This is a genomic window from Roseicyclus sediminis, assembly GCF_025515305.1.
GTDB classification, from domain to species: Bacteria; Pseudomonadota; Alphaproteobacteria; order Rhodobacterales; family Rhodobacteraceae; genus Roseibacterium; species Roseibacterium sediminis.
In genome coordinates this window covers 120,995-138,785 of the sequence record NZ_JAOPHT010000011.1, presented here as the reverse complement: position 1 = coordinate 138,785, position 17,791 = coordinate 120,995, and the positions used below count along the sequence as shown (strand labels likewise).

Genomic DNA, 17,791 nt, shown 5'->3' with positions numbered 1-17,791 from the left:
CCCGGTTCGGCGCGCAGGCGCCGAACCCATGTCAGGCGCTTCCCACCAACCCCAGTTTCTCGGCAAGGCCGATGCGCTGCAGCTTGCCCGTCGCACCCTTCGGGATCTCGTCCAGGATCACCACCTTGCGCGGCACCTTGAAGGCCGCCAGGCGCTCGCCCGCGAAGGCCCGGATCGCCGCCTCGTCGGCCTCCGCCCCCTCGCGCAGCACCACGGCCGCCGCGACCTCCTCGCCCAGCTTGTCGTGCGGCAGCGCGAAGGTCACGACCTGCGCGATCGCCGGATGCGCCGAAAGAACCCCGTCCACCTCGAGCGGCGAGACCTTCTCGCCGCCGCGGTTGATGATCTCCTTCAGCCGTCCCGTCAGCGTCAGGTAGCCCTCCGCGTCGAACTCGCCCTGGTCGCCGGTGCGGAACCAGCGGCGGCCCTCCGCCTCGAAGAAGCTTTTCGCGTTGGCGTCAGGGTTGCCCTCGTAGCCCGGCGTCACGTTCGGGCCCGAGATCACGATCTCGCCCACGCCCTCCACAAGCCGGTTCTCGATCTCGTGGGCGACGCGCACGAGCGGCCCCGCCTCGACACCGACCGAGCCCGGCTTCTGCGCGCGGGGCGGAAGCGGGTTCGAGGCCATCTGGTGCGTGGCCTCGGTCATGCCGTAGCCCTCGATCACCGGCGCGCCGAAGGTCTCGGCCAGCTTCTCCATCACCGGCCCCGGCAGCGAGGCCGAGGAGGAGCGCAGGAACCGCAGCGGAACCTCGGCGATGGTCTCGGCGTTGCGCGAGGCCCGCGCGAGGATCGCCTGATGCATCGTCGGCACCGCCGTGTACCACGAGGGCCGCGCCTCGCGCATCCAGCCGAAGAACTTCATCGCGTCGAAGCCCGGCGCGCACCAGACCGAACCGCCGGCGGCGAGCGAGGACGAAACCGCCGCGATCAGCCCGTGGATATGGAACAGCGGCATCACGTTCAGGCAGCGGTCGGCCGGGCCCAGGGCCAGCGAGGCGCCGATGTTGCGCGCCGAGGCCGCCAGGTTGGACTGCAGCAGCGGCACGATCTTCGGCCGCGAGGTCGTGCCCGAGGTGTGCAGGATCAGCGCCACGTCGTCCGGTCCCGGCGCGGAGCTGTCCGCGGCTTGGGCGGCCGCATCGGCCCGCAACGTGAAGCTGCCCGCCGGACCCTCGCCCGGAACCAGCCGGATCACCGGAAGGCCCAGCCCCCGCGCCGCGGCGAAGGCCGGCCCCTCGTCGCCCTCCAGCAAGATCACGGCCTTGGCCTTCAGATCCTCGATATAGAAGGCGAACTCGTCTTCCTTGTAGGCGGGATTGAGCGGGCAGGTCGTGGCCACCTGCGCCACGCTCACGAAGGCCGTGGCCATCTCTGGCCCGTTCGGCAGCACGATCGCCACCCGGTCGCCGCGCCCCACGCCGGCGCCGTGCAGTGCCGCGCCGACCTCCGCCGAAAGCGCCCGAAGCCCGCCATAGCTCAGCCAGTCCCGCCCCGGCGCCCCAACCGCGGGCGCCCCCTCGTCATGCCCCGCAATCAGCGCAGCCAGCGTCTCCGTCATGATTCCCTCCCCGGTGTCCCTCTCGCGTAAGCTAGCGTTTCTTCGCCCCGCGCAAAGGGGAGGCACCACATCCCGTCGCCGGATGCAAGATCAGCGCTCGCCCCTCCGGTAGGGCGCCATCAGCGCTTCGGGCACTTCCGCGCGGCGCGCGACGAGGACGAGGGCAAGGATCGACAGCAGGTAGGGCGCCATCAGGAAGAGCTGGTAGGGCACCCCATCCACCACGGTCTGGAGCCGGAGCTGGTAGGCATCGAAGAAGGCGAAAAGGAGCGCCCCGAGAAGCGCCTTTCCCGGCCGCCACGACGCGAACACCACGAGCGCGATACAGATCCAGCCGCGTCCCTGCACCATCTCGGGAAAGAAGCTGTTGAAGGCCGCCGTGGTCAGGAACGCGCCGCCGAGCGCCATGAGCGCCGAGCCCGCCATGACCGCGAAGATGCGGATGCGGATGGGGTTCAGCCCCTGCGCCTCAACCGCGTGCGGGTTCTCGCCCGTCATGCGGATGGCGAGCCCGAGGGGGGTCCGGGCAAGGACATAGGCGAGGATCGCCACGGCCAGCAGCGCGAGGTAGGTCGGCGCGGCCTGCCCGAACAGCACGGGGCCGAAAAAGGGGATATCGGTCAGCGGTCCGAGGTCGAGCGGCCGGAAGGGCTCGATCGTCGGCGGTGTCTGCCCGACCTCCACGATCAGGCGGTAGAGATAATAGGACAGCGCCGAGGCGAAGAGCGTTATCCCGAGGCCAGAGACGTGTTGCGACAGACCCAAAGGGACCGTCAGCGTCGCATGGAGCAGGCCCATGAGCGCCCCCGCCATGGCCGCGATGAGCAGGCCCGTCCAGAGGTCCGCCCCGAGAAAGACCGCGAGCCAGCCGACCATCGCACCCATGGTCATGATCCCCTCGATCCCGAGGTTCAGCACCCCGGCCCGCTCGCACAGAAGCGCGCCGAGCACCCCGAAGATCAGCGGCGTCGCGATCCGCAGGACGGCGGCCCAGAGGCTCGCGCTGGTCAGAAGCTCGAGCGCCTCGGTCATCGTCTGATCCTGTAGCTGGTGAACAGAAGCGCCACGAGCATCGTGAGCAGCGCGAGTGCCACGATCACGTCGGCGATGAAGGACGGGACGCCGGTCGCCCGGCTCATGGCATCGGCACCGACGAAGACGGTGGCGACGAAGATGGCCGCGGCGACCACGCCCGCGGGATGCAGCGCGGCAAGCATCGCCACGACGATCCCGGCATAGCCGAAGCCCGGCGACATGGTCGTGGTCACGGTGCCGGTGACACCCATGACCTCGATCGCGCCGGCCAGCCCGGCAAGCCCGCCCGACAGGAGCGCGACGCCCATGATCGTCTTCGGCAGCGAAACCCCAGCGAAGGCCGCCGCCCGCGCGTTGAACCCCGCCGCCCGCGCCTCCGTCCCGAAGACGGTGCGCGCGAGGATCAGCCAGACGACGCCCGCGACCGCGAGCGCGATCAGGAGCCCGACGTGCAGCCGCGTGCGCGGCACGAGGTCGGGCAACCGGAAATCGCCGTCGACCGGCACCGACTGCGGCCAGCCGAAGGCCAGCGGATCGCGCAGGGGGCCCTCGATCATCAGGCCGACGAAGAGGATCACCACGAAGTTCAGAAGCAGCGTCGTCACCACCTCGTCCACCCCGAAGCGCAGGCGCAGGAAGGCGGGACCGGCCAGCAGGAGCGCGCCCGCCGCCATGCCGACGACCATCAGAACGGCCATGCCGACGGGTCCCGGCAGCCCCGACAGCATCTCATGCCCGACCCAGGCGACAGCGAGCGCGCCGAGGTAGAACTGCCCCTCGCCCCCGATGTTCCAGAGCCTCGCCCGGAAGGCGACGGCAGCGGCGAGACCGGTCAGCATCAGCGGCACCGCGCGGGTCAGCATCTCGGTGATGGCAAGCCGTGATCCCAGGGCCCCCTTCAGCATCTCGACATAGGCCGTCAGCGGGTTCACCCCGGCGGCGAGGATCAGCCCGGCGGCCAGCGCCAAGGCGGCGAGGATGGCCGCGAAGGGCGCCGTCGCGGCGAGCGCGAGCGGCACGCTGGCGCGTCGTTCAAGCCGCATGGCCGCCCTCCTCCCAGACACCCGCCATCATCAGGCCGAGACGGCGTGGATCGGCCTCCTCGGCCGGGACGGAGGCCGAGAGCCGCCCTCCGACGATGGCCTGCAGCCGGTCCGACAGGCCCAGGGCCTCCTCCAGTTCCTCGGAGATGAGGATGATCGCGGCCCCGCCGGCGCGGGCGGCCAGAAGCTCGGCATGGACGGCGGCGATGGCGCCCTCGTCGAGGCCGCGCGTCGGCTGGTTGGCGAGGATGACCTTCGGCGCGGCGGCGAGCACGCGGCCGAGGATCAGCTTCTGCATGTTGCCACCCGACAGCAGGCGGATGCGCGTCTCGGGGTCGGCGCCGCGCACGTCGAAGCGCTCGATTAGTTTCGCCGCGTGGGCACGTCCCTCGCCCCGCCGGACGAAACCCCGGCGCGAGTAATCCGGCGAAGACAGGCGTTCCAGCACCGCGTTTTCCCAGACGGTCAACTCTCCCACGACGCCCTCGGCGTGGCGGTCCTCGGGGATGCGCCCGATGCCTTCCGCGATGAACGCGCGGGGACCGAGGCCACCGATTTCGCGCCCTTCGAGCAGGAGGCGCCCCGAAACCGGCGCCGCCAGCCCGGAAAGAAGCGCACCAAGCCCCGCCTGCCCGTTGCCCGAGACGCCGACGATCCCGAGGATCTCGCCCCGGTTCAAGGTGAAGGAAACGTCGTCGAGGTGCCGCTTGCCGTCGATCTCGACGGTCACGCCCTCGGCCTTGAGGATCGGACCGCCGACGGCATGCGCCTCGCGCTTGGGCCGTGTCACGCGGCGGCCGACCATCAGTTCCGCCAGTTCTTCCGGCGTCGTCTCGGAGGTCTTGCGCTCGGCCACCTTCCTGCCGCCCCTCAGGACCGCGACGCGGTGCGAGGCAGCCATCACTTCGTTCAGCTTGTGGCTGATGAAGATGATCGACAGACCCTGCCCCGTCATTCCGCGAAGTGTCTCGAACAGTCTTTGCGCCTCGGGCCGGGCCAGAACGGCGGTCGGCTCGTCGAGGATGAGGATGCGCGCGTCGCGGTAGAGCGCCTTCAGGATCTCGACCCGCTGGCGCTCTCCCACGGACAGCTTGGACACCTTCGCCTCCGGGTCGACCGGCAGGCCGAACTTCTCCGACAGCGCCATGAGCCGCGCGCGCCCTTCGTCCCGGCGAGAGCGCAGGCGCCCAAGCGGTTCGGACCCCAGCATGACGTTGTCGAGCACGCTCAGGTTCCCGGCCAGCGTGAAGTGCTGATGGACCATGCCGACGCCCGCCTCGATCGCCGCGCGGGGCCGACCGGGGGGAAGCTCCTTCCCGAAGACATGCACGCTGCCCTCGTCGGCCGCGTAATGTCCGAAGAGGATGTTCATGAGCGTGGTCTTTCCCGCGCCGTTTTCGCCCAGCAAGGCGAGGATCTCGCCCTCGGCCAGTTCCAGCGAGACACCGTCGTTCGCCGTCAGCGCGCCGAAGCGCTTGGTGATGTTGTCGAGGCGCAGGACGGTCATGCCGGCAACCCCGCCACGGGATGGGGATAGGGGATCACGGGCAGGTCGGCCGCGACCCGCGCCGCGAGCGCAAGGATCGCCCGCTCGGAATGCGCGGGGCCGATGATCTGCACGCCGCGCGGCAGGCCGTTGCGGACACCCGCCGGGACCGCCAGCGCGGGAAGCCCGGCGAGGTTGGCCAGTGCCGCGCAGGGGGCCATGACCTCCATCCGCTCCAGATGCGTGTCGATATCGGTGTGGTCGGTCGGGAAATGCCCGATCGGCGGCGGCGCGCTGGACAGGATCGGCATGACCACGAGATCGCAGTCCGCAAACAGCGCGGCCCGCGTCATGTCGGCAAGCTCCGCCATGCGGTTGGTCAGCGCGAAGACCTCCGTTCCCGACAGTGCCCGCCCGCGCGCCCGATTCGCGGCGGCAAGCTTGCTGATCTCCCTGTCCGGGACGCCCAGCGCATCGAGGCCGGTCGCCAGAGACACGGCGAGGATCTGGCCGATCAGGCGATGCACGTCCTGCCCCAAAGTCTCGGGCGCGGGGATGTCGGTGATCTCGCAGCCCACCTTCTGTAGGAGCGACGCGACCGCGAAAGCCGCCTCCGCCTCCTCAACGCCGGTGTCGGCCGGGATGGCAAGGCCGACGCGCGGACGCTCGGGAAGCGTGGCACCTGCGCGTGTCGCCCGGGTCAGCTCGAAGGCCGCGGCCACGTCGCGAAGCGAGCGCGCGAGCACGCCCTCGGAGGCGATCCCCATGAGATGATTGGCGAAGATCGGTCCCGCGACCTCCGCCCCGCGCGAGGGCTTCAGCCCCCAGAGCCCGCAGGCCGCCGCCGGAACCCGGATCGAGCCCGCCGCGTCCGTGCCATGCGCGATCGCCACGATCCCGCCCGCGACCGCCGCCGCCGCGCCGCCCGAGGACCCGCCGGGCGTCCGCGCCGGATCGAAGGGATTGCGCGCCACGGGGCCGGCGGGCGGCTCCGATGACAGGGCAAAGCCGAATTCGGGCACCGTCGAAAGGCCCACGGGCGCAAGACCACCCTTTCGGAAAGCCTTCATCAGCCGCCCCTCGCCCTCCCGGTCGGGTGCGGGCAGCCGAAGGCGCAGCGCCTCGGACCCCACGCCCTGCCTCAGGTCGGCGGCGGGCGCCCCGAGATCCTTGGCGAGCATCGGCACACCGGCGAAGGGGCCGCCCGTCGCGGCCCCCTCCTCGACCGCTGCGCACATGGCCTGGGGCGAGAGCATCGCGACGACCGCGCCGAGGTTCTCCCGCGCCGCGACCGCGTCGCAGACGGCGCCCGCCACATCGCGCGGGGACACACGGCCCCCGGCGATGGCCTGGGCAAGCGCCGTCGCGTCGGTCATGGAGCCGTCCTCAGGCCGGTTCGTCCGCGTCGATCGGAACCTCGAACTCGCCCGCCTCGATCATGGCCTTCTTGGCTTCCATCGCCGGAACCACCTCGGCCGGCACCATCTCGGGCACATAGATCAGCTCGTTCCCACCATAGGCCATGAAGGAATACTCGGTGTAGTCGCGACCCACCGGGTTGCCGGCCTGCACGTCCGCCACGATGGCCGCGATGGTCGGGCCATAGTTCCAGATCGCGTTGGCGAAGACGGTGTCGGGATAGCGCGGCGTGTAGTCGATGAGGCTGCCGATGGCCTTCACGCCCCGAGCCTGCGCGCCATCCGCCGTGCCGATCCGCTCGCCGAAGAGGATATCGGCGCCCTGGTCGATCTGCGCGATGGCCATTTCCTGCGCGCGCGCGGGGTCGAACCATGCGCCGATGAAGCCGTTGAGGAAGGTGGCATCGGGGTTCACCTCGGTCACGCCCATGCGGAAGGCGTTGATCAGAAGGTTCACCTCGGGGATCGGGTAGCCGCCGACCGAGCCGAAGACGCCCGTCTCGGACATGCCGCCCGCCAGCATGCCCGCCAGATAGGCGGCCTCATGGTTGCGCGTGCCGAAGACGCCGAAATTCTCGCCCTCCGGACCGCCGGAGGAGCCCATGAGGAACGCGGTCTCGGGGTAGTCGGCGGCCACTTCACGCGCCTCGCGCTCCACGGCATAGCTTTCGCCCCAGATAAGCTGCGCGCCGCCCTCGGCATATTCCCGCATGGCGCGGGGATAGTCGGTGGCCGCGACGCCTTCGGAGAATTCGTACTCGATCAGGCCCGATGCCGCGGCTTCCTGCATGGCGAGATGGATGCGGCTGTTCCAGGCGTTTTCCACCGGGCTTGCGTGAACGCCGGCCACGCGGATCGCGGTCTGGGCGTTTGCGCGGCGGATGTAGGTGGGCAGCGCCAGGGTGGCGGCGGCCCCCATCATCAGCGTGCGACGGGTTGTCTTGAACGTCATGGGAGGATCCTCCTGTTGGGGTTTCTTGTTCAGTCCTCGGCCCGCGGCGCGTAGTCCGCGGGGTCGAGCGTCTCGGGGCGGCCGGGCAGCGACAGGGCTGCGCGGCGGGGCGGGGTTTCGGAAAGGATGCGGCCCTTGCGGATCACGAAAAGGCGGGTCGCGCGCAGCCGGATCGCCTCGATCGGGTCGCGGGCCTGCAGGACGACCATGTTCGCCGGACCGCCTTCGCGCAGCGTCGGGTCGGGTAGGCCCATCGCCTTCGCGCCTCCCTGCGTCACGCTCTCGAACGCCCAGGCCATCGCCTCGCGCGAGGTCATGGGCGCGGCATGGATACCCATATGCGCGACCTCCAGCATGTCGGCCGAACCCAGCGGATACCACGGGTCCATGGTGCAATCCTGTCCGAACGCCACGTTGACGCCCGCCGCGCGCAGTTCCGCCACCCGTGTAAGGCCCCGCCTGCGCGGATAGGTGTCCGACCGCCCCTGCAGCGTGATGTTGATGAGCGGGTTCGGCACCACGTTCATGCCCGATTCCGCGATCAGCGGGATGAGCTTGGAGGCGTAGTAGTTGTCGTAGGAGTGCATGGCGGTGACGTGGCTCGCGACCACGCGGCCTCCAAGCCCGAGGCGCGTCGTCTCGGCGGCCAGCGTCTCCACGTGGCGCGACATGGGATCGTCGCTCTCGTCGCAGTGCAGGTCGACGGGCAGCCCGCGTTCCGCCGCGATCTCGCAGAGCCGCTTCACGCTGCGTGCGCCGTCCTCCATGGTCCGCTCGAAATGCGGGATGCCGCCCACGACATCCACCCCCATATCGAGCGCACGGATCAGGTTTTCCTCAGCCTTTTCCGCGCGGAAGAGGCCATCTTGCGGGAAAGCAACGAGTTGCAGGTCGATGTGGTCCGCGACGAGCCGCTTGACCTCCAGAAGCGCCTCGACTCCCACCAGCGGAGCGGTCGATACGTCCACATGGCTGCGGATCGAGAGAAGCCCCTGCGCCACGGCGAGGTCACAGTAGCGCAAGGCGCGCTCCACCACGGCCTCGACCGTCAGGAGCGGCTTCAACTCGCCCCAGAGCGCGATGCCCTCAAGCAGCGTGCCCGAGACGTTCAGGCGCGGCAACCCGAGGCTGAGGGTCGCATCCATGTGGAAATGGGGATCGACGAAGGGGGGCGAGACGAGACGCCCGGCCGCGTCGATCTCGCGGAGGGCATCGGCCTCGATGCGTGGCGCGATCTGAACGATCGTCCCGTCCCGGACCGCGATATCGAGAGGGCCCCGCCCATCAGGCAGACGCGCCGCGCGCAGCAGCAGATCGAGCATTCACACCCCCGTCGTCTTTTGACCACATGGTAAAGACAGCGATGTGCGACGCAACGCCAATGCGCGAAATCCGCATCCACAAGCGGCAGATGCCCAATTCTTGGGCGGAACCGACGCACCAAACCGGTAACGGGTGCGGTTTCGCGGCGTCAGGGCGCGACTCGGCCGAAGGGGCTGACGTGGATTCCCCCTTTGCCCTCCGGCCCGCCTGCGCCTAAAGACGCGGGCCATGTCGACGTCCCGCGCACCGTTCCCGACCCGCGAGCTCCTGCGCCCCAGGAACTGGCCGCTCCTGCTGCTGCTCGGGATCGGACGGATCGTTTCCCTCTTCCCGCGCCGGGCCATTCCCGCCCTTTCGCGCCCGCTGGCCGCCGCGCTCTGGCTCTGGCCCAAACTGCGGAGCGTCACGCGCGACAACCTGGGCGCCTGCCTGCCCGACCTGCCCGAGGCGGAGCGCGAACGGATCGCCCGCGCCTCGACCCGTCATGTCGCAGCCTCGCTGCTCATGGCGCTCAAGACCTGGTTTTCCTACCGCCCCGGCCACCCGGACTTCGCCGCAGAGTTCACGGGGCTGGAACACTTCGAGGCTGCGCGCGACACCGGGCGTGGGATCATCCTGCTGAATTGCCACTACAATTCGACCGAGCTGAACGGGGCCTTCACCGCGCAGCTGCCCCGTGGGGACCGCCGTTTCACAGGGCTCTACCGTGCGCCCAAGCACGCCGCCGCCGATGCCGTCCTGCATTGGGCCCGGACAGGTTTCACCGACCGGATCCTGTCGGCGCGCGACATCCGGGGCATCGCCCGCGGCCTGAAGGAGGGGGACGTGACGTGGTTCGCCACGGACCTCGAATTCGCCGGGCGCGGGTCGGTCTGGGCCGATTTCTTCGGCGTCCCGGCCGCGACCAGCAACTCGCTGGCCCGCATCGCGAGGATGTCGGACGCGATCGTTCTGCCGGTGCGCCTGCGCCGCGATCCGCGGACCGGGCGCGACCGGCTGGAGATCTCCGCGCCGCTGGAGGGCTTCCCCTCGGGCGACGAGACCGCCGACGCCACGGCGATGAACGCGGCCATCGCGGCGCTGATCGCGGACGACCCGGCCCCCTACTGGTGGTGCCTCGCCCGGTTCAGCCACCGGCCGCCGGGCGCGCCGCCGGTCTACGGGGCGGCGTAGGGCGCCAGAAGCGCGGGAAAATCCACCCGGGCCCCGATCCGCGCGGCCAGAAGGTAGAGCCCGCCGATCTTGCGTTGCAGAAACAGCGTCTCGGCCGGCGGGATGTGCCACAACTCGCGCTCCGAGCCGATCTCCATGCCGCGGCGGCGCATCCGCTCGGGCAGGTCGGCGGTCGCGAAATCAAGCGGTCCGTCGAGCGCGGCGAACCCCATCTCGCCCATCTCGAGGATCGCGGTCCGGTGCCGTTCCGACAGGCCGGGGCGGACGAAGCCCAGCGCCTCGAGCGCGGCCAGAACCGCCTCACGGTCGCGGGCCATGCCCGCCCGGAGGAGCGCCATGTGCCCCTCGGCGACCTCCGCCACGATCTCGCGCGTGGCGCCGAAATCGAGCAGCACGATCTGCCCCGTATCGGGCCGCCAGCGGTAATTCGCGAAGTTCGGGTCGGTCTGCATCAGGCGAAACTCGAAAAGTTCCCGCAGGCAGAGCTCGATCAGCGCCGTCATCGCGGCATCGCGCGTCCCCGGAGGCGCCTCGGCCAGCGTCTCGATCGGCTCGGACGGCTCGAAACTCATGGCCAGCGCGCCGGGCGCGGAAAGATCGGGTCGGTGGACGGGCACGACGACGCGCGGATCGTGCCGCAGGAGCGCACCGAAGCGGGCGAGATAGCGTCCCTCGCGGTCGTAGTCGGCCTCGTCGTGAAGCTGCGTCCGGGCCTCGGCCAGCAACGGCCCGAGGTCCAGTTCGCGCGGCAGCAGGCCGGACCAGCGGATCAGCGCCGCGGCATTGTCGAGGTCGCTGTCGATGGCGGCGCGCACGCCGGGATACTGCAGCTTAACGGCCAATGACATGCCGTCCGCCGCGGTGGCTCGATGGACCTGGCCGATCGAGGCCGCGGCAAGGGGGCGGGTGTCGAACCCCTTGAACCGTTTTCGGAAATCCGCGCCATAACTCTCCTCGAGGACGGAACGGAGCTGCTGTGGCGGCATGACATGCGCCTCGGCGCGCAGGCGGGCGAGGATCTGTGCCAGTTCCGGCGGCAGCATGTCGCCCGTCTCCATCGACAGAAGCTGACCGAGCTTCATCGCGGCGCCGCGCATCTCCGACAGACGCTCCGCGATGCGGCCGATCGTGCCGGGGGTCAGGACCAGCCGATCGAGGCGGGGCCGCTCCCCCCGGGCCAGCGCACGGCCCGCGCCCAGCGCGACGTCACCGGCCAGGCCCGTGGCCAGGCCGCCCATCCGGCCGAGCCGGGCAAGGCGCGTGGCGGGCACCCGCCGGGCACGCGATGGGGGTAGGGTCTCGTTCACCGCGATGTCCTTCGCTGCCCTCGGGCGACAGAGACTAGGGCGGCGCGCGCGCCGGGCCAGTGGCGGTCGCCTGGCGCGCCCGTCCCGTGCCGCGCCGTCACCCCGCCCGCGAAGGAGGACGGGCCGGAGGCGCCTCGCCGTGGATGGCGAAACGCGCGCGCCCCGCCTCCTTGGCCCGGTAGAGCGCGGCATCCGTGTCGGCGATCAGCCGGTCTGCGGTCGGGCGATGGTCGTATGCGTCGGTCGTCGCGATTCCGATCGAGGCCGACACGCGGCAGAGCGCCCCCTCGAAGGCCACGGGCGTCTCGATCCTGCGGATCAGCCGCGCAGCGGCGGCGGCGAGGGCATCGGAGGCAACGGTCTCGCGCAGAATGACGAGAAACTCGTCGCCGCCGACCCGTGCCGCGAGGTCCATGCGCCGCATCTCCTCCCGCAGCACGTCGGCGACGGCCAGCAACACGCGGTCACCGGCCGCATGGCCCCGGGTGTCGTTGACCTGCTTGAAGAAATCGAGGTCGATGTGAAGCAGCGACAGGCGCGCCTCCGGATCGGCGAGGAGGCGCGAAAGCTCCGCATCCATGGCGCGCCGGTTGGCCAGCCCTGTCAGCGGATCCGTGAGGGCCTGTCGTTCGGCCGTGGCCCGCGCGATCGAAATACGCTCGGTCAGTTGCCGCGACAGCCGCCCGATGGCCGCGTTCGCCTCCTGCAGGTAGAGAAGCTCAACCGTCTGGTCGCAGGGAGAAAAATCCGAGATCGTGAGACCGAAGTGCGTAACGGCGCGCGCAAAGCCGGGGCCAAGCGACACATCGAGCAGCGCGCCGCCGCCCCGTGGCAGGGCCGCCACGACGCCGCGAAGGGGGTGGTCCGGCGCGACCCTGAGCGCCAGTGTCAGGCGCTGACCGGCGAGCGCCATCAACGCGGGCATGTCGGCCGCCGCACCCGGCCGACGCAATTCCAGCACGTCGAAGACAGACATTCCGTCGAGCCTCTCGCCCCCGCACATCTGCACAAGGGTCGGACCGCTGCCCAGGATGGTGCCGTCCGCCGCGATCCGAAGATGCATCGGCAGGAGACGGTCGAGCACCGCGGGGCCGATCGCACCCGGGACGTCGAGGCCGCCAGCATACCCGCTCATGCCTGCGCCCCGCCCAGTGAAAAGGCGCGTCCGGCGCTGAACTCCACGTCCACGACCTTCACGCTGAGGGTTTCCAAACCGTCGCGGACACCGTCAAGGCGCATCACGGCCAGCGCGCCATAGTCATCCGCCATCGCGCTCAGCACCCCGCCGAGGATCGGCGCGATCCCGGGCAAGGCCCAGCGCAGATCGATGCGGAATTCTCCGATGCCCGCGGCCGTCAGCGTGATCTCCGGCATTTCGAGATCGGGAATGGCGAGACGGGCCCGGTCCGGCATCTCCTCGAGCGACAGGAGAAATTCCGCGAAGGTCGCGCCGCCGAACCGCAGGAGCCGACGCAGCGGCTCCAGCTCGGGGTGGGTCACGAGGTGGATGCCGATGTCTTCCAGAAGCGCGTTGGGATGTTTTTGCAGAACCTCCGTCGCGGCCTCGAAACAGGCCAGCGTCAGCGCATCGTCATAGCGCTCCATCGCCTCGAAACCCTCCTCGGGCAGGCGGGCGAGATCGCGCACTTCCCGCCAGAGTGCCGGACCGTATTGCGCGGTCAGAAAGCCCTGGAGGGCGCAATTGATCATGCCGTGCATGGGTCTGCCGCGCGCCCCGGGTGTTCCTGTGCGAGTCGGGTCAGCCTAGGACACGGGCGTGAAGAAAGCGTTTCCTCTCCGGCCGTCCTCAGAAATCGGTGGGCGCGCCACCCTCGCGCTTGCGCCGCGCGACGAAGTCGGACAGCTCCTCGCGCAGGCCATCGTCCATCGGCGGCGGCTCGAATTCCTCGAGGATGCGCTTGTAGAGGCGGTTCGCGCGTTCCGCCGTCCAGACGCCGCCCTCGGACCGCCAGGCCTCGAAGTTGCGCCAGTCGGCGAGGAAGGGCTGGTAGAAGGCGCTCTGGTAGCGCTCCTGCGTGTGGGCGCAGCCGAAGAAATGCCCGCCGGGCCCGACCTCGGCCATGGCCTCCACCGCGATGTCGTCATCCGTCGTGGCCCAGAGCGCGGGTTCGAAATAGCGCTGGATCTGCTGGATCAGTTCGCAGTCCATGACGAATTTCTCGGGGCTGGCGATCAGCCCGCCCTCCAGCCAGCCCGCGGCGTGGTAGATCATGTTCGCGCCCGACTGCACCGCGGACCAGAGCGAATTGGCGGTCTCCCACATCGCCTGCCCGTCCGGCACGTTGGCCGCGCAGACGCCCGAGGCCCGCATCGGCAAGCCGTAGAACCGCGCCATCTGCCCCGTCATCTGGGTCGCGCGCATGTATTCCGGCGTGCCGAAGGCGGGCGCGCCGGATTTCATGTCGACGTTGGAGGTGAAGGTGCCGATCGCCACGGGACAGCCCGGCGCGATCCACTGCAGAAGCGCGATGGCCGCCAGCCCTTCGGCGAGGCTCAGCGCGACCGCGCCCGCCATCGTCACCGGCGCCATGGCACCCGCCAGCGTGAAGGGCGTCACCACCACCGGTTGGCCCCGACGCGCCAGCCGCATCGCGCCGTCGAGCATCGGCCAGTCATGCTTGAGCGGGCTGACCGAGTTGATGTTGGTGTACATCCTCGGGCTCGCCTCGAATTCCTCATGCGTCCAGCCGCCGGAGATGCGGACCATCTCCATCACGTCGTCCACGCGCTCGGAGCCCAGCGAATAGGCATGGGCCACCTTGTCGGTCAGCGTGAGCTTCTCGAACAGGCAGTCGAGGTGGCGGACGCTGGGGTGCACGTCGATCGGCTCGACCGGGTAGCCGCCGGCGAAGTGCATGCAGTTGAAGTACTGCGTGAGCTTGATGAACTCGCGGTAGGTCTCGAAATCGCCCGGCCGCTTGCCGCGGTCGAGATCCCAGGCGTTCGGCGGCGAGGAGACGTTGCCGAAGACCATGTGCCGCCCGCCGATGGTGATGGCGCGGTCGGGGTTGCGGGGGGTCAGGGTGAACTGCGATGGCGCGCGGGCCACCATCTCCTCGACGAAATGCGGGTCGAAGCGGACCATCTGGCCCTCGACCTTGCATCCCGCCGCCTTCAGGTGGCCGATCGCCTCGTCATTGAGGAACTCGATCCCGATCTCCGAGAGGATGCGCATCGCGCCGCGGTGAAGCGCGGCCACGCCGTCGCCGTCCAGCGGCTCGGTCGGATTGTCCGGGTTGATCGGAAGCCGCCAGGGCGATTGCGAGATGACGGCGTGCCCGGCGCGATCGGAATGGCCCTTGCGGCCGCCGGTCCGGCGCCGCCTGGCAAGGGATGCGTCGTTCATCTGGGATCTCCCGTTTCCTGGCCGCGACCACCCTCACTAGACCACGCCCGCCCCGCGAACGGATGTCCGACCCGCGACATGCGCTGTCGCTTTCGGTCAAATCCCGTCGGCGTCGAGCCAGCCCGGCAAATGCCCGATATGGGGAAGGACGGCGTCGGCATGGGGGGCGAGATCGGCCTCGGTGGCAAGTCCGGTCAGCACCGCCATCACGCGCATTCCCGCCGCCCGCCCGGCATGCAGGTCATGAAGACTGTCGCCGACCATCAGCACGCCCGCGGGGTCGAGGCCCATCGTCTCGGCGAAGGCACGGCACATGCCCGGCCCGGGCTTTGCGCCATACCCCGAATCACAGCCCGCCACGAAGTCGAAGGCGGCGGAAATGCCGGCCGCCGACAGATGCGCCGATGCCTCTGCCACGGCGGCGTTCGTGGCGACGCCCAGCGCCAGTCCGCGCCCGCGAAGACCGGCGAGAAGCGGCAGAAGCGGCGTCACCGGCACCATCCGTGCCGAGCCGGAACTGGCGTTGATGCGCGCCGACAATGCCTGGGGCGTCACCCCCGGCAGATGCGGCGCGAGCCGTGCCGAAACCTCGTCCAAAGTGCCAGCGATTATTGGGCTGTCGGGAAGAAAGCGGCGCGCTGCCCGGTCGAAGCGCACCTCCGCCGCCAGCGTCTCCGCCAGCGTCTCGGTGTCATCCGACAAATCGGCAATCACCCCGTGAACCCAGTCGGCCCAACTCGCCTCGAAGTCGAACAGCGTTCCGTCCTTGTCGAAAAGTATGGCATTAACCTTCAAGGGGGCACCCTTCTCGCAATCTTGCATACGTTAGCGCGTGACAGAGGCACGTCTCGGGCGTATACGCCATGGCCAAATGGACGGAACAGCACCGAAATTCGGCCTGCACGCAAGCATCGGCCACCACATCACGCGAAGCGCGCGGATTGTCGAGCGCCGCGTTGAGGGTGGATTGCGTCATCATGGCCTGACGCGCGTGGGATGGTGTATTCTTCTCGCCGTCGAGGAAGAGGGTCTCAAGAACCCTTCGGAGATAGCCCATTACATCGGGATCGACCGCACGGCGACCTCCCGGGCGCTGCGACAGCTCGAGAATGACGGGCTGATCGGACGGGAGATGGGGCGCGAGGATCGCCGGACGACGGAAGTGTCGCTGACCGACGAGGGTCGGGCCCGGCTGCGCGCCGCCATGCCGCTCTGCGTCGAGAACATGGCCCATTTCAACGCCAAGCTCAGTGCGGCGGAATCGCTTGAGCTCAAGCGTCTTCTCACGCTGCTGACGGCCGGCGAAGACGATTGACCCGCAGGGCCCTGCGCCCGGTCATCCGCCATCAGGTCCAGTTCGGCAGCGAGCCCCCGGGAAGCGCCTGACGCATTGCGCCCAGGTCGCCCGGCGGCAGGCCGAGCGCATCGGCGCAGCGGATCACCCAGGCATCATCCATGAGAACGAAGTCGAGCAGGCTGGCCAGGAATTCCGGGTCGCCCGCCTGAACGCGCAGATCCGCAAGCGTCGCCCCAGTCGCGCCGAGGAACACGGGGAGGAGATCCTCCTCGCCCACCAGCCAGCCCAGGACCCGCACCGCTCCGGTTTCGGCGATTTCCTGCTTCATGCCAAACACGCCGCTCCATGTTAAAGGGTTTGTTAACCATTCGCCGCCAGAACATGATTCACAGCCGCACGAGCATCAAGAGATGAACGGGCATTAAGGGATGAGGAGCGCATGACGGGGCGAATCCTGGTCGTTGACGATGTGGCCACCAACCGCATCGTCATGAAGGTCAAACTCGCGGCCGCCTGCTATGCCGTCGATCAGGCCGACAGCGGGGCCGAAGCGCTGCGCCTGGCCGCCACCTGCCGGCCAGACCTGATCCTGCTGGACGTCCTGATGCCCGACATGTCGGGCCTCGAGGTGTGCCGCAGGCTCAAGGCCGATCCCGAGACGGCCGACATCCCCGTGATACTCGTGACCGCGCTGTCCGACCGGGCCTCGAAGATGGCCGGGCTGGAGGCGGGCGCGGACGATTTCCTGACCAAGCCGGTCGACGAAGTCACGCTTCTCGCAAGGGTCCGGTCCCTGCTGCGGGCCAGCGACACGGTGCGCGAACTGCGCGAACGTGGCGACAGCAGCGTGGGCATGGGCTTTGCCGAGGCCATGGCGGGCTTCGACACGAAGGAACGGCCGGGCCGCATCTGGCTGGTCGCGCCCGGATCGAAGGGCGCCGTTGTCTGGAAGACCGCCCTCGACGACCAGGTGGGCGGCGAAGTGCGGGTCGTGCCGCGCGAGATCGCCCTGACCGAGATCGGCGTGGATGACGGCGAGGCGGCCGATGTCTTCGTCATTTCCGCCGACCTCGCGCATCGCAACGAGGGCCTGCGCCTTCTGTCGGACCTGCGCTCGCGCGCAGCGACCCGGCATGCCGCGACGCTGATGGTCTTGCCCGACGGCGACAGCGAACGCGCGGCCATCGCGCTCGACCTCGGCGCCTCGGACATCCTCTACGAACCCGTGGACACGCAGGAGCTTGCGATCCGCATCCGCGCGCAGCTCGGCCGCAAGCGGCAGGCCGACAGGCTTCGCGCCAGCCTGCGCGCAGGCCTCGAACTGGCGGTCACCGACAGCCTGACTGGCCTGCACAATCGCCGCTACGCGCTGTTCCAGCTGGAACGGATGCTCGCCCGCCCCGGGCGCGGGGTTGCGGTCATGATGCTCGATCTCGATCACTTCAAGGGCATCAACGACCGCCACGGCCACGCGGCCGGCGATCATGTCCTGCGCCTTGTCGCCCGGCGGCTGCGGGCGCAGTTGCGCTCGGGCGACCTTCTGGCGCGGATCGGGGGCGAGGAATTCCTCGTCGCCCTGCCCGACGCCGACCGCGCCGATGCGATCGAGTGCGCCGAACGGCTGCGCAGCAGCATCGCCGACACGCCCTTCGACGTGGACCGCGACCTGCCCGCGACGCGGGTCACCCTGTCGGTGGGCCTGGCGCTGGCGGCGGCGGCAAGCGGCGAGAGCCCGGGGTCGCTTATCGACCGGGCCGACCGCGCGCTTTACGGCGCCAAGTCCCATGGGCGCGACCAGGTCACGCTTGCGGGGCTGCCCGCCGCCTGAG

General features: G+C 69.8%; 16 protein-coding genes. 3 read left to right on the top strand and 13 right to left on the bottom strand.

What is annotated here, in order from left to right:
• Positions 1–31: 31 nt before the first annotated feature.
• The 7 genes from N8I71_RS14440 to N8I71_RS14410 all read right to left on the bottom strand — a co-directional run bounded on the left by N8I71_RS14440 (position 32) and on the right by N8I71_RS14410 (position 8,817).
• Positions 32–1,561, bottom strand: coding sequence for an acyl--CoA ligase (locus N8I71_RS14440; protein WP_262878715.1), 1,530 nt, complete (start codon positions 1,559–1,561; stop codon positions 32–34).
• A 90-nt stretch (positions 1,562–1,651) separates the two neighbouring features.
• Positions 1,652–2,593 carry an ABC transporter permease gene (locus N8I71_RS14435; RefSeq protein WP_262878714.1) on the bottom strand — a complete coding sequence of 314 codons (942 nt, stop codon included), beginning with the start codon at positions 2,591–2,593 and terminating at the stop codon, positions 1,652–1,654.
• Positions 2,590–3,639, bottom strand: coding sequence for an ABC transporter permease (locus N8I71_RS14430; RefSeq protein WP_262878713.1), 1,050 nt, complete (start codon positions 3,637–3,639; stop codon positions 2,590–2,592). The genes N8I71_RS14435 and N8I71_RS14430 overlap by 4 nt, the downstream gene beginning before the upstream one ends.
• Complete coding sequence (locus tag N8I71_RS14425; RefSeq protein ID WP_262878712.1) at positions 3,629–5,146, bottom strand: ABC transporter ATP-binding protein; 1,518 nt, start codon at positions 5,144–5,146, stop codon at positions 3,629–3,631. Before N8I71_RS14425 ends, N8I71_RS14430 begins: the two co-directional genes overlap by 11 nt.
• On the bottom strand, positions 5,143–6,501 hold the full coding sequence (locus N8I71_RS14420; protein ID WP_262878711.1) for an amidase family protein: 1,359 nt from the start codon (positions 6,499–6,501) through the stop codon (positions 5,143–5,145). The genes N8I71_RS14425 and N8I71_RS14420 overlap by 4 nt, the downstream gene beginning before the upstream one ends.
• Positions 6,502–6,511: 10 nt before the next feature.
• Complete coding sequence (locus N8I71_RS14415; RefSeq protein ID WP_262878710.1) at positions 6,512–7,495, bottom strand: BMP family protein; 984 nt, start codon at positions 7,493–7,495, stop codon at positions 6,512–6,514.
• Positions 7,496–7,524: 29 nt separating this feature from the next.
• Entirely contained in the window at positions 7,525–8,817 is a 1,293-nt protein-coding gene (locus N8I71_RS14410) for an amidohydrolase family protein (protein WP_262878709.1), read from the bottom strand.
• 229 nt (positions 8,818–9,046) lie between these two features.
• Between N8I71_RS14410 and N8I71_RS14405 the strand changes: the two genes are divergently transcribed.
• Complete coding sequence (locus N8I71_RS14405) at positions 9,047–9,991, top strand: lysophospholipid acyltransferase family protein (protein WP_262878708.1); 945 nt, start codon at positions 9,047–9,049, stop codon at positions 9,989–9,991.
• Here N8I71_RS14405 and N8I71_RS14400 read toward each other — a convergent pair.
• From N8I71_RS14400 to N8I71_RS14380, 5 genes are all read right to left on the bottom strand, one after another.
• Positions 9,976–11,298 carry an ABC1 kinase family protein gene (locus N8I71_RS14400; RefSeq protein WP_262878707.1) on the bottom strand — a complete coding sequence of 441 codons (1,323 nt, stop codon included), beginning with the start codon at positions 11,296–11,298 and terminating at the stop codon, positions 9,976–9,978. The two genes, N8I71_RS14405 and N8I71_RS14400, sit on opposite strands and share 16 nt — an antisense overlap.
• Before the next feature lie 97 nt (positions 11,299–11,395).
• Positions 11,396–12,433 (bottom strand): GGDEF domain-containing protein, encoded by a 1,038-nt coding sequence (locus N8I71_RS14395; protein ID WP_262878706.1) that lies wholly within the window; start codon positions 12,431–12,433, stop codon positions 11,396–11,398.
• Positions 12,430–13,017, bottom strand: a complete 588-nt coding sequence (locus N8I71_RS14390) for a heme NO-binding domain-containing protein (protein ID WP_262878705.1) — start codon at positions 13,015–13,017, stop codon at positions 12,430–12,432. The genes N8I71_RS14395 and N8I71_RS14390 overlap by 4 nt, the downstream gene beginning before the upstream one ends.
• Before the next feature lie 88 nt (positions 13,018–13,105).
• Positions 13,106–14,665 (bottom strand): trimethylamine methyltransferase family protein, encoded by a 1,560-nt coding sequence (locus N8I71_RS14385; RefSeq protein ID WP_262878704.1) that lies wholly within the window; start codon positions 14,663–14,665, stop codon positions 13,106–13,108.
• A gap of 96 nt (positions 14,666–14,761) precedes the next feature.
• Entirely contained in the window at positions 14,762–15,487 is a 726-nt protein-coding gene (locus N8I71_RS14380) for an HAD family hydrolase (RefSeq protein ID WP_406676103.1), read from the bottom strand.
• A 49-nt stretch (positions 15,488–15,536) separates the two neighbouring features.
• On the opposite strand from N8I71_RS14380, the gene N8I71_RS14375 reads away from it, so the two are divergent.
• Positions 15,537–15,980, top strand: a complete 444-nt coding sequence (locus N8I71_RS14375) for a MarR family winged helix-turn-helix transcriptional regulator (RefSeq protein ID WP_262878702.1) — start codon at positions 15,537–15,539, stop codon at positions 15,978–15,980.
• A 31-nt stretch (positions 15,981–16,011) separates the two neighbouring features.
• Here N8I71_RS14375 and N8I71_RS14370 read toward each other — a convergent pair whose 3' ends face one another.
• A complete protein-coding gene (locus tag N8I71_RS14370) occupies positions 16,012–16,290 on the bottom strand; it encodes a DUF3572 domain-containing protein (protein WP_262878701.1) in 279 nt (92 codons plus the stop codon).
• 111 nt (positions 16,291–16,401) lie between these two features.
• Between N8I71_RS14370 and N8I71_RS14365 the strand changes: the two genes are divergently transcribed.
• Entirely contained in the window at positions 16,402–17,790 is a 1,389-nt protein-coding gene (locus tag N8I71_RS14365; RefSeq protein ID WP_262878700.1) for a diguanylate cyclase, read from the top strand.
• Position 17,791: the final 1 nt, after the last annotated feature.

Coding starts and splice junctions, on each gene's coding strand:
- N8I71_RS14370 (WP_262878701.1), bottom strand. CDS start 16,290: ATGAAGCAGGAAATCGCCGAAACCGGAGCGGTGCGGGTCCTGGGCTGG.
- N8I71_RS14420 (WP_262878711.1), bottom strand. CDS start 6,501: ATGACCGACGCGACGGCGCTTGCCCAGGCCATCGCCGGGGGCCGTGTG.
- N8I71_RS14385 (WP_262878704.1), bottom strand. CDS start 14,665: ATGAACGACGCATCCCTTGCCAGGCGGCGCCGGACCGGCGGCCGCAAG.
- N8I71_RS14440 (WP_262878715.1), bottom strand. CDS start 1,561: ATGACGGAGACGCTGGCTGCGCTGATTGCGGGGCATGACGAGGGGGCG.
- N8I71_RS14415 (WP_262878710.1), bottom strand. CDS start 7,495: ATGACGTTCAAGACAACCCGTCGCACGCTGATGATGGGGGCCGCCGCC.
- N8I71_RS14435 (WP_262878714.1), bottom strand. CDS start 2,593: ATGACCGAGGCGCTCGAGCTTCTGACCAGCGCGAGCCTCTGGGCCGCC.
- N8I71_RS14395 (WP_262878706.1), bottom strand. CDS start 12,433: ATGAGCGGGTATGCTGGCGGCCTCGACGTCCCGGGTGCGATCGGCCCC.
- N8I71_RS14425 (WP_262878712.1), bottom strand. CDS start 5,146: ATGACCGTCCTGCGCCTCGACAACATCACCAAGCGCTTCGGCGCGCTG.
- N8I71_RS14380 (WP_406676103.1), bottom strand. CDS start 15,487: ATGCAAGATTGCGAGAAGGGTGCCCCCTTGAAGGTTAATGCCATACTT.
- N8I71_RS14390 (WP_262878705.1), bottom strand. CDS start 13,017: ATGCACGGCATGATCAATTGCGCCCTCCAGGGCTTTCTGACCGCGCAA.
- N8I71_RS14430 (WP_262878713.1), bottom strand. CDS start 3,639: ATGCGGCTTGAACGACGCGCCAGCGTGCCGCTCGCGCTCGCCGCGACG.
- N8I71_RS14405 (WP_262878708.1), top strand. CDS start 9,047: ATGTCGACGTCCCGCGCACCGTTCCCGACCCGCGAGCTCCTGCGCCCC.
- N8I71_RS14410 (WP_262878709.1), bottom strand. CDS start 8,817: ATGCTCGATCTGCTGCTGCGCGCGGCGCGTCTGCCTGATGGGCGGGGC.
- N8I71_RS14365 (WP_262878700.1), top strand. CDS start 16,402: ATGACGGGGCGAATCCTGGTCGTTGACGATGTGGCCACCAACCGCATC.
- N8I71_RS14375 (WP_262878702.1), top strand. CDS start 15,537: ATGGACGGAACAGCACCGAAATTCGGCCTGCACGCAAGCATCGGCCAC.